11 protein-coding genes are annotated in these 10,688 nt (G+C 25.4%); all 11 read right to left on the reverse strand.

Annotation, left to right across the window (positions count from 1 at the left end; all coding sequences use genetic code 11):
* A partial coding sequence (locus FMAG_RS09790) for a lipopolysaccharide biosynthesis protein (RefSeq protein ID WP_005886325.1) occupies positions 1-283 on the reverse strand: 283 nt, incomplete at its 3' end.
* Positions 284-430, reverse strand: coding sequence for a hypothetical protein (locus FMAG_RS13940; protein ID WP_222609698.1), 147 nt, complete (start codon positions 428-430; stop codon positions 284-286).
* Between the two features lie 296 nt (positions 431-726).
* Positions 727-1,131, reverse strand: a complete 405-nt coding sequence (locus FMAG_RS13420) for a polysaccharide pyruvyl transferase family protein (RefSeq protein ID WP_261660873.1) — start codon at positions 1,129-1,131, stop codon at positions 727-729.
* 170 nt (positions 1,132-1,301) lie between these two features.
* On the reverse strand, positions 1,302-2,363 hold the full coding sequence (locus FMAG_RS09800; RefSeq protein ID WP_005886327.1) for an EpsG family protein: 1,062 nt from the start codon (positions 2,361-2,363) through the stop codon (positions 1,302-1,304).
* On the reverse strand, positions 2,350-3,465 hold the full coding sequence (locus FMAG_RS09805; protein WP_005886329.1) for a glycosyltransferase family 4 protein: 1,116 nt from the start codon (positions 3,463-3,465) through the stop codon (positions 2,350-2,352). The genes FMAG_RS09800 and FMAG_RS09805 overlap by 14 nt, the downstream gene beginning before the upstream one ends.
* A 13-nt stretch (positions 3,466-3,478) precedes the next feature.
* On the reverse strand, positions 3,479-4,303 hold the full coding sequence (locus FMAG_RS09810; protein WP_005886331.1) for an SDR family oxidoreductase: 825 nt from the start codon (positions 4,301-4,303) through the stop codon (positions 3,479-3,481).
* Entirely contained in the window at positions 4,296-5,429 is a 1,134-nt protein-coding gene (wecB, locus tag FMAG_RS09815; RefSeq protein ID WP_005886333.1) for a non-hydrolyzing UDP-N-acetylglucosamine 2-epimerase, read from the reverse strand. The genes FMAG_RS09810 and wecB overlap by 8 nt, the downstream gene beginning before the upstream one ends.
* Complete coding sequence (locus tag FMAG_RS09820) at positions 5,430-6,455, reverse strand: polysaccharide biosynthesis protein (protein WP_040494184.1); 1,026 nt, start codon at positions 6,453-6,455, stop codon at positions 5,430-5,432. It abuts the gene before it with no gap.
* Positions 6,456-6,463: 8 nt separating this feature from the next.
* Entirely contained in the window at positions 6,464-7,663 is a 1,200-nt protein-coding gene (locus FMAG_RS09825; RefSeq protein ID WP_005886337.1) for a glycosyltransferase family 4 protein, read from the reverse strand.
* Positions 7,663-9,024 carry an exopolysaccharide biosynthesis polyprenyl glycosylphosphotransferase gene (locus FMAG_RS09830; RefSeq protein ID WP_005886339.1) on the reverse strand — a complete coding sequence of 454 codons (1,362 nt, stop codon included), beginning with the start codon at positions 9,022-9,024 and terminating at the stop codon, positions 7,663-7,665. The genes FMAG_RS09825 and FMAG_RS09830 overlap by 1 nt, the downstream gene beginning before the upstream one ends.
* Positions 9,025-9,203: 179 nt before the next feature.
* A complete protein-coding gene (locus FMAG_RS09835) occupies positions 9,204-10,304 on the reverse strand; it encodes a hypothetical protein (RefSeq protein WP_005886341.1) in 1,101 nt (366 codons plus the stop codon).
* Positions 10,305-10,688: the final 384 nt, after the last annotated feature.

The following is a 10,688-nucleotide window of genomic DNA, read 5'->3' on the forward strand; positions in this document are numbered from 1 at the left end:
TTAATATTATAGGAATTACGCTTGATAACGCTATAAAAGTTATCATATTTTGCTTTTCTTCTGGTTGATGATTAGCAAATCTAAAAACAGTAGTAGCAAATTGTAAAGTTAATAATGGAGTTAAAAAAGTTATTGCCATTGTTATCATATTTAACTCTCCATAAAGCTCTGGAGATAAATAAACTGTATAAAATGGTAATAATAAAAAACTTACTAACTTTGAACCAATATTTCCTATTAATATAAATAATGTATTATATCCTAATTTTTTATATTTATTCATTTATTCTCCAAACTCAAATTGTGCTTTCCAATTTTCTATACTTTCTATTGGTAAATTTATATCTATTTCTAAGTTTGAGTTAATCATGTTTTCCAAATCTTTCTCTATATTTTCTCTTTTGATTACTGGTAAACCAATTTCACTCATTTCTATAGCTCTATTATCAATCCCAATTATAATTGTTCTTTTTTTATTTTGTAAAGCTTTTATTCCGCCGTGCAATCTAGTTCCAATAAAATCACACTCATTGGATTGTAAAAAATCTTCATAAGTTTCCAAATTTGGTGAAATTATTTTATAATTTTTCTGTATGTTTAATAACTCATTTATATATTCTAAATCTTCACTTCCTTGTGGCCAAAAATATATAGCTTCATAGTTTTTTTCTAATATTTCAAATAATTCTTTATCTTTTTTATAATCTCTATTATAATCAGTTAAAGTTAAAATAACTTTTTTGCTTTTGTTTTAGGAATCATTTTACAATGTTCTTTTGTTAAAGTCCAAGTTGTTAAACATCCAGTATTTATAACATTAGAAATACCTATTTCATTTAATTTCTGTTTAGTAAATTCATCTCTTACAGAATGAATATGCCCATTATTTAATAATTTTTTTAGAAGATATGTTTTTAATAAAGATTTTGTTGTGTATTTATATCCAGACCATCCTACTCCTACTAAAATTATATTATTTTCTTTTTTTAGCAATATATATATTAGGAACAATATTCCTATTTTCCATTGATTTCTTATGCTTAAAGGATGAAAAGGTTGTAACAAATTAGTTCCACAAATATACATATACTTATTTTTTTTATTAAACTCATATTTAAAAAATTTAAATATGTATGAGTTGGAATTTCAACAAAAAAATCTTGTTTATGTAGTTTTTTTAACACTTTATTACAACTTTGCATAATAATATAATCTCCTACATTTAAACTTGAGATTGCAGTATTAAATAATATTATTTTTTTTATATATTTTTTCTCTAACATCTTCTTATTTTCTCCTAACTAATTTAAAAGTTTATTAAAATAATCCCAGTACTCTATTTCTAATTTTAAAGTAAAATTTACATAATATAATCCAATTAAAAATAAAGCTAAAATTACTTTTAAAATCAATCTATTTTTAAATAAGCTTAACAGTTTATCTTGCAATAAAAACTCAACATTAAAAAATGAAGTCAATCTTCCAGCTATATCACCATAATGATATAATATAGCTCCTGTTAAACAACTAAATATATATACTTTTTTTAAAAATATATACTTTCTTTGAAACAATAACTTTAACTTTTTATCAAATAAAGTTAATATTACTAAAAATATTATTGAATAAAAGTAAACAATATCAGTACTTTTATCTGAATAACGACCTGTTAAATATACTTGATATATTCCAATTTTTGACAGAAAAATATTAAAATAGCTTTTGAAATCTATAATTGGAAATATTAATATAAAAATATAAATCACTTTTTCTTTTATCTTTAAACTTCTATTTATTAATTTTAAAAATATAGGAAAAGTAAAACAGAAAAAGATAGCTTTATGAAACATTCCACCTATTAAAATCCAAAAGTAATATTTATTTTCATTTTTTTTATATAGTTCAATCAAAGCTAAATATAAAAATGAACAAGCTAGAGCGCTTCTTATCTGTGTAAACTCTTTCAAAAATATCCAACGACAATAATAAAAAGATAATGAATAAAAAAATGAAACAGAAAAAAAATCAATAAATTTATATAAATTATACAAACTTATCCCTGCAACAATAGAAAATAAAACGCTATAATTATCTGTAAAAACTTTTATCATTCCGTTTAAAAAAAGATATAATATTTCAAAACGTGAATCCTTTATAAAATCAAATGAGTATTGAAATTGCTTTAATAAATCAATATACATTTGGTCATCTCTAGCTATATTTCCTCTAAATCCAATAAGGATGACTAAGAGTATTATCGTAAAAATTTTTAAAAACTTATACATTTTTTTATTATTTTTTATATAATCTTCAAATATAAAGAAGAAAAGTAATAATATTAAAATACTTCTATAGATATTCATTTTTTTCCCTTCTAAAATATATCCCCATATACTCTCTACTCATTCTTTTAGCCGAAATTATATTTTTTATTTTTTTTATTTCTATATTTGATGGTATATTTTTTACTATTTCTTCAATCTTATCCTTTAAATCCTTATTGTCATTATTTTTAAAAATAATGCCTATTTTCCCTAAACTATTAATTTCTTTATGAGCTTCTATATCAGATAACACTACAGGTAATTCAAATTGTAAAGCTTCTAGCACAGAATTTGGTATTCCTTCACTTTTAGAAGCTGAAATATAGAAATCACTAGCTTTTAGATGATATTGTACTTCATTCAAATTTTTCTTACCATAATAATATATATTTTTCACTCCTCTTATAAAATCTTCTAATTCTCCTCTTTTATTTCCCTCTCCTATTATTATAAAAATATAATCTTTTAATTCTTCTTTAAATACTTTAGCTAAAAATAATATATTTTTTCTTTCATCAATTGAACTTACAGTTATAAAAATTTTCTTATCTTGAGGTATTTTTAATTTTTCTCTTATCTGTGCTTTACTTTCTAATATATTTTCTAAATTTATTTTTTCTTCCTCTATTCCATTCATAATTGAAATACTTTTTATTCCAGAATGTATTTGATTTAACTTAGAGACTCCTTCTCCACAGCTTATATTTAAATTCATTTTTTTTAAAAAAAACTTATATAAATAACTATAAATAATTCCTTTAAATTTAAATCTAAAATATAAATCAGTTTTAAAATCACAATGAATAGTACTTATTTTATATACATTAGAAATTTTAGAAACTACTATTGTACTTGCTATACAATGAGAATGAACTATTTCTATTTTTTCTTCTTTTATAATTTTTTTTACTTGTTTTAATTTCCCTAATATAATATTTTTATTAGAAATATTTGTTTGATATATTTTTATTGGGAGAGCTTTAAATTCTTCTATTCTCGAATTTTCTTTTTCATCAGATAGAGTCAATATAAAAATTTCAAATTTTGAATAATCGATATTTTTTAAAATCCCAAACACTATATTAACTGGACCACTATTCTCTAAATGTGAAATTATATGCATTACTTTTATTTTTTTCACTAATAATTCTCCTTTAAAACTTTACCATTTCTTCTATCATTTTTTCATAACTACTAACTTTATAATTAAAATCTTTTCTTGTATTTATCAAACTCTTATCAGAATAATAATCTTTATATTCCTCAATCTCTATATCCTTTTTAGCATATTTAGCAAATAACTTTAATAATTCATATTTTGATATTTTCTTATTATTTACAAGATGATATAATCCTGTTAAATTAGTTTCAAAAGAGGCTTCTATTGCCTTTGCTAATTCTAATGTAGTTACTCCAGACCAAAATACATTTGAATATCCTTTTATTTTCCCTTCTTGTTTAGTAAACCATTTAAATAATCCTATTCCATTTTCATTTTCATCTGGTCCCACAATAGAAGTTCTAAATGTTAAAGTTCTATCATTATTTACTTCTCCAATAGCTTTTGATCTTCCATAATAACTATCTGCATCTCTGAAATCATTTTCTACATAATTTCCTTTTTTTCCAGAGAACACACAATCAGTTGTTATATGTATTAATTTATAATTATATTCTTTTGATAATCTATCCAAATAATGTGGAAAATATCCATTTACATATATTGCTATATCTGGATTTTCTTCTGCAAACTGATTTAAGATTCCTACACAATTAATTACAAAATTTGGTTTTACTTCTTTTAAAATTTTATTTAACTCTTCTTTATCAAAAGCATCTAAATGAAATTCTTTTTCTTTCTTTTCTGCTTCTCCTTTTCTAAAAGTACAGTAAACCTCATATCCTTTACTTAATAGATATTTTCTTATAGTCTGTCCTGCCATGCCTTTAGAACCAATTATTAATATCTTTTTATCCATTATTTTTCCCCCATATTACTCTATTTACAATATTCGTATAACTTCTTATAACTTTTATAACTTTATCTGATACATTGTTATCTAAATAGTCATAGGGTTCTACATTTCTATTTTCATCCTTAAACATCTCTGTAGCTATTTCTAAAGAAGATAATATTTCATCTTTTTTTATTCCAGCTAATATTATATTTCCTTTATCTATTACTTCTGGTCTTTCTGTACTTGTTCTTATAGAGATTGCTGGAAATTTTAAAATAGCTGATTCTTCACTTAATGTTCCACTATCTGAAAGCACACAGAAAGAGTTCTCTTGTAAATTACAGTAATCAAAAAATCCAAATGGTTTTAATTCTCTTACCAACGAATTAAACTTTATATTTCTTTCTTTTAATTTTTTTTGAGTTCTTGGATGAACAGAAAAAATTATAGGCATCTGATATTTTTCAGCTACACTATTGATACTTTCAACTAAATTATTAAAATTTTTCTCATTATCTACATTTTCTTCTCTATGAGTACTTAAAAGAATATACTTATTTTTTTCTAAATTTAATTTTGTTAAGATATTACTTTTCTCTATTTTCTCTTTATTTACTTCTAACACTTCTGTCATAGGAGATCCTGTTACAAAAACATGTTCTTTTCTAAATCCTTCTGATAATAAATATCTCCTACTATTTTCTGTGTATGGAAGATTTATATCACTTATATGATCTACTATTTTTCTATTTATTTCTTCTGGTAAATTCTGATCAAAACATCTATTACCAGCTTCCATATGAAAAATAGGTACTTTTAATCTCTTAGCAGCAATAGCTGATAAAGCACTATTAGTATCACCAAGGAGTAACAAAGCATCTGGTTTTTCTTTTAATAGTACCTCATAGGATTTAGCAATAATATTTCCAATAGTTTCTCCTAAATTATTTCCAACTGAACCTAAATAATAATCTGGTTCTCTCAATTCCAAATCATCAAAAAATACTTTGTTTAATGTATAATCCCAATTCTGTCCTGTATGAACTAATATATGATCAAAATATTTATCTGCTTTTTTTATAATTTCTGATAATCTTATAATTTCTGGTCTTGTTCCTAAAATAGTCATTAACTTTAATTTTTCCATCTATTTCACTCCAAACTCTTTTAAATCATCTTGGATTTCAGTTAATTCAAAAAGCATATTTTTTAATTCTTCTTCATTTAATCTATAAGTATTATGAGAATTATATTCTTCTGCTTGAGTTATAACTTCTTGTCCTTGTTCAAAATATTTAGAATAATTTAAGTCTCTATCATCTGCTGGTACTCTAAAATAATTTCCCATATCAATAGCTCTTACTCTTTCTTCCTTAGTCATAAGAACTTCATATAGTTTCTCTCCATGTCTAGTTCCTATTATTTTTACTTCATGCTCTGGTCTATTAAATAGATTTTTTATAGTATGAGCTAGTAATTCTATTGTTGCTGCTGGAGATTTTTGAATAAATAAATCTCCACTTTTTCCATTTTTAAAAGCAAATAGCACTAAATCTACTGCTTGATCTAAGCTCATCATAAATCTAGTCATTTTAGGGTCAGTTATTGTTATTGGATTTCCTTTTCTCATTTGATCTATAAATAATGGAATTACAGAACCTCTTGAAGCCATTACATTTCCATATCTAGTCAAACATATAGTAGTCTCACTATCTTTTAAGTTTCTTCCTTTAGCTACTATTACTTTCTCCATTAGTGCCTTAGACATTCCCATAGCATTTATAGGATAAGCAGCTTTATCTGTACTTAGACATACTACTCTTTTTACACCACTAGCTATAGCAGCATTTAATACATTTTCAGTCCCTAATACATTTGTTTGTACAGCTTGTATTGGATAAAATTCACAAGATGGAACTTGTTTTAATGCAGCAGCATGGAATACAAAATCTACTCCTCTCATCGCATCTAAAACAGAGTTATAGTCTCTTACATCTCCTATATAGAATTTTAGTTTAGGATTATTATATATCTTTCTCATATCATCTTGTTTCTTTTCATCTCTTGAGAAAATTCTAATCTCTCCAATATCTGTTTTTAAAAATCTTCTTAATACAGCATTTCCAAAAGAACCTGTACCACCTGTTATTAATAATGTCTTTCTTGTAAATATACTCTCCATTACTCTATCTCCTTTATAAAAATTTCATAAGCTTTCTCTATATCAAAATCTTTTTTATATATGCTTTTTAAATACTCCTTTGAATATTTAGTTGATTCAATATTTTTTAAAAATTCTTTAAACTTTAAAGTTGTTTCTTCTAATTCTCCTGCCTTACTCCAAATTCCTATTTGATTATCATCAATATATTTTCCAACACCTTTAGCTGCTGATTTATCTAACATAGCAAACATTGGCAAACCTAACTTTAAATAAGCTGTAACTTTTGTTGGAAAATTAGGCACTGTATTTTTTTCACTCAAACATATCAGCCCTGCATTCATTTCACTTACTAAATTTTCATATTCTTCTCTTGGAACTACATTTAATATTTTTACATTTGTTATTTTTTCTTTTTCTACTCTTTTTTCTAATGAAAGTTTATCTTTTCCATCTCCTATTAGCAAAAACTTTATCTCTTTATCATTTATCATATTTTTGGCTAAATCTAATAAGTTATCTAATTTTTGAAGCATTCCCATATTTCCGCCAAAAATAAAAACCTTTTCGTTTTGACTATATCCATATTTTTCTCTTAAATTTAAATTCTTTAAATCTTCGCTTTGAATATATTCTGGATTTCTAATAAATAAGATATCCTGTTCTTTTTTATAATTATTTTTTAAAATATAATTTTTAGCCTCATCACAATTACAAATTATTTTATCTACATATTGATATAATTTTTTCTCTTTATTTTTCATATGATTAAAAATCAAATTATTTTTTATTATTCCCATATCTTTTGCTGTTTGTGGCATAATATCCCATAAAAATAAAACATTTTTACAGGAATAGTAATTTGTCAGTGACTTTATTAAATTTAAATTTGACATAAACGGAGTATAACTAACTATATAATCAACATGTATATCTTTAAAATATCTTTTTATTTCTTTATTCATCAAAAATGGAGTTGAAAGAATAGTACATATTTTTTCTATCAGATTATATTCCTTTGTTCTATTTCCTGTTTTTACATATAAAATCTTTGCTCCTTCCTCTTGATACAAATGAGTTTCTTCTTTCATTCTTCTTTCTGTTGGAGTAGCTACATATACATTATGACCTTTTTCAATTAATTTTTTTATAAAATCTTTTTCTAAACATGTATTTTTTTTACCTTTTGGAAATTTATGTGTTAAAAATAAAAAATTCATTAGCATGCTCCTTTTTTATAAATTACATTCTTTATTGTCTTAACTATTATTACCACATCTAACCACAAGCACCAGTTCCTATAATAGTACTCATCTAATACCAATCTCTCATCAAAATCAGTATCACTTCTTCCATGTGTTTGCCACATTCCTGTTATTCCTGGTTTAGCCTGTATTATCTTTTCATAATAATGTTTCATATCTTTTTTCTCTCTAAAGAGATAAGGTCTAGGTCCTACAAAGGACATCTCTCCCTTTAATACATTTATAAATTGAGGAAACTCATCCATAGAAGTCCTTCTTAAAAAATCTCCTATCTTAGTAACTCTAGGGTCATTTTTTAACTTCTTATTCTTCTCATATTCCTCTCTTATTTTTTCATCCTTAGCCATCATCTCTTCTAAGATTTTATCTGCACCTACTACCATACTTCTGTATTTATATATTTTTATCTTTTTACCTCTATGTCCTATTCTCTCTTGAGTAAAAAATAGTCCAGTTTTTCTTTCTTCTTTATCAGTTTTTAAATATACAAATATAGTCAATGGTATCAATGATAGTGTACCTATTAATCCTATAAAGAAATCTACAACTCTTTTTATAACTCTTGTTATTCCTTTAACAAAGTTTATCTTAGCTGAAATTACCATTATTCCATCATAATTTTCAACTTGAGAATTAAAAGTAAATGTTCCACAAAATCTTGGAATAAACTTAATTTTATCTACTCTACCATCTAGTTTATTAATTATCTCTTCCATTTGCTCATTGTCTGCTAATGGTAAAGCTATAAGTACCTCATTTACCTTATTCTCATCTAAGATTTTATCCAAATCCTCATAAGTACCTATCACTCTATCTTTTTCTACATGTACATCTTGGTTTACTCCCTCTATACTATTAGCCGAGATATATCCAAGTAGTTTATACATAGTAAAGGTATTATTATCTCTTATTATCCTTGTTATTTGATTAGCGGTATTTCCTATCCCTATTATCAACAAGCTCTTCTCAAGATTTTTTCTAAATACTGTCCTTATAAATCTAATTATGAAAATATTAAAGAATGTAAAAGTAAGTCCTACAAAAAGGTGTACAGGAATAAATTTCATACCCCAGAAAGCCAAGTCATTAATAAGCATAATTATTAGATACTCAGCATGAACTAATAGGAGTTTTCTCAATTCTTCCCATATTAGAATAGTTTTAAAAGAATACATATTTTTGGTTAAATTTAAAGCCAGATAAATAAAAAATGTATTATACATTATTCTATCTGGCACATCAAACAGTTCATTCACTACAAAATAGAAGATAAACTGCATTATTATCATTACAACTTTTGCTACCTGTCTTTTCATAAAAAATTCTCTCCAATTCCCAATTTATCTGTTAAATATTTTTTTAAACATATGAAAAGTACTGACACTTCTTACTCCTCACTACTCAAGACTTTCTATCCCTCTCTAAAGAGTGATAGCCCAATCTTTTTCATTTGAAGTTTTCACTATTACTAGTTAGGTTCATGTCAAAACCCATATTAATCAAGATAACTTAATTTTCTGTTTAGGATATCTTCTAACATCTTAGGAGCCCTATTTCCTCTCTTACCACTCCTAGTTATCTTCACTCTTCTCTCTTTTCCCTTAGAGTAAATCTCCTCTTGCACACTCTCTAGTTCCTCTATCTCTACCCTATCTCCAAGGCTTAGTATCTCATTACTCAAGCACTCATGTTGGTACTTTCTCACATCACTCTGTTTTCTATATACCTCTTTTAACTCCTCTACTAGCTTTCTATGTCTTACACTGAGTGTTGATAGTCCCTCTCTTTTTCTTCTATTTATCTTCTCTATGAGCTCTCTTCTTCTTACCTCTAGTGAGTAGATTTTATCAGCTAGCTCTATCTCTTTAGACTCCCCATCTTTTTCATAGACAAGGTACTCCTTACCTATCTTTACCTTTATCTCTCCACTACCTACTCTTTTTCTATACTCTCCAGTTTTCTTATCTACCTCTCTAGGTGGCATACCTTTAAAAACTATCTGTGTATAATATTTGAGTTTTCCACGAATATTTTTTCTAATAAGTCTACAATAGGCTATCTCACTTTTAAGAGCCTCTTTCTCATAGTGGTTTTCCTCATCAATTAGAACTTTTAATCTAAGTCCTTTCCAATCTATATATCCATCTATATATCTAATCCCTGTTCCATTGGATTTTCCCTCAAGGGATTTGAAATCATCTTCCTGTTTAAAATGTACTTTCTGCCCACTTCCATACATCATCTTTTCAAAAGCTCTCCACACCTGTGAAGCTATCTTTTGAGCTGTAAAGGAATCTATATTCTGCTTAAAAAATTTCTGCATATCCTTTACCTCTTTATGAAAAGCATACTCTGTAAATCCACTCTCTTTTCTAATTGTCTCTAGCTTTTTATACAGTGGTTTTTTCTTCTCAGTATTAGCTATCTCATGAAGTAGCTCTCTATATACTCTTTGCTTTCTCATCTCATCATATTTTTTCATCATCTTTCCCAAAAGAGAGTTGTATATATCCCTACCTATCCTAAATCTTTTTTCAAGGACATCCTCTTGATACTTCTCTACTTTCAAAGGAAATTGAACTATATAGTTAGCCAAAAAAACTCCTCCTTTTTTGAGTTCACTTTATATTGAAAAAGCGAATTTATGCATTAAAAACTTGTTTTAAAATTTAGTTTTTTTGGAAAAAAGTTCTATTAAATTAGGTTAAAGCTCTTGACATAAATTAGAAAAAAAGGTAAAATAAGTTGTTTACATATACTTAAAGTACGTCTTATCAATAAAATATGTATTTGTCAAAAAATAAAAAAAGATAGATTATGCACCTTTCAAATTTTACATAATCTATCCTTTATCTACGGAAGTGATTTTAATTTTTTTATTTAGATCGCTTCCAATTTTCTCTTTTTTCTAAAATAAGAATCAGACTTTTACTATAAATAATTATATCGTTTCCAAAAAGAAATCCCCTAAGTGAGTTTT

The organism is Fusobacterium mortiferum ATCC 9817, from assembly GCF_000158195.2.
In the GTDB taxonomy this organism is placed as follows: Bacteria; Fusobacteriota; Fusobacteriia; order Fusobacteriales; family Fusobacteriaceae; genus Fusobacterium_A; species Fusobacterium_A mortiferum.